Raw genomic sequence first — 268 nt, 5'->3', positions numbered from 1 at the left:
GGGATACTGTCGACACTGCCTGGGTGAGCGATAGATTTATTCTCTGATGCCAGTGCGGCTGCGGTTACATGGGCGATCATAAAGCCTGAGTTCACCCCAGCGTTATCAACCAAGAATGGTGGCAGACCACCTGACAAAGTCGCATCAATTAGCAAGGCCACACGGCGCTCAGACATAGATCCAATCTCGGCGATTGCCAAGGCTAAAATATCAGCGGCAAAAGCAACTGGCTCAGCATGGAAGTTACCACCTGATATGGCGACAGGGC

At 52.2% G+C, this 268-nt stretch carries 1 protein-coding gene; it reads right to left on the bottom strand.

The features are described from left to right. Window positions 1-268, bottom strand: a 268-nt coding sequence (locus AAEY78_RS13355) for an aromatic amino acid lyase (protein ID WP_352339795.1), incomplete at both ends; no start/stop codon positions are given.

The organism is Psychrobacter sp. 16-MNA-CIBAN-0192 (assembly GCF_040309565.1).
Classification (GTDB): Bacteria; Pseudomonadota; Gammaproteobacteria; order Pseudomonadales; family Moraxellaceae; genus Psychrobacter.
This window is presented reverse-complemented; position numbering and strand designations above follow the sequence as displayed.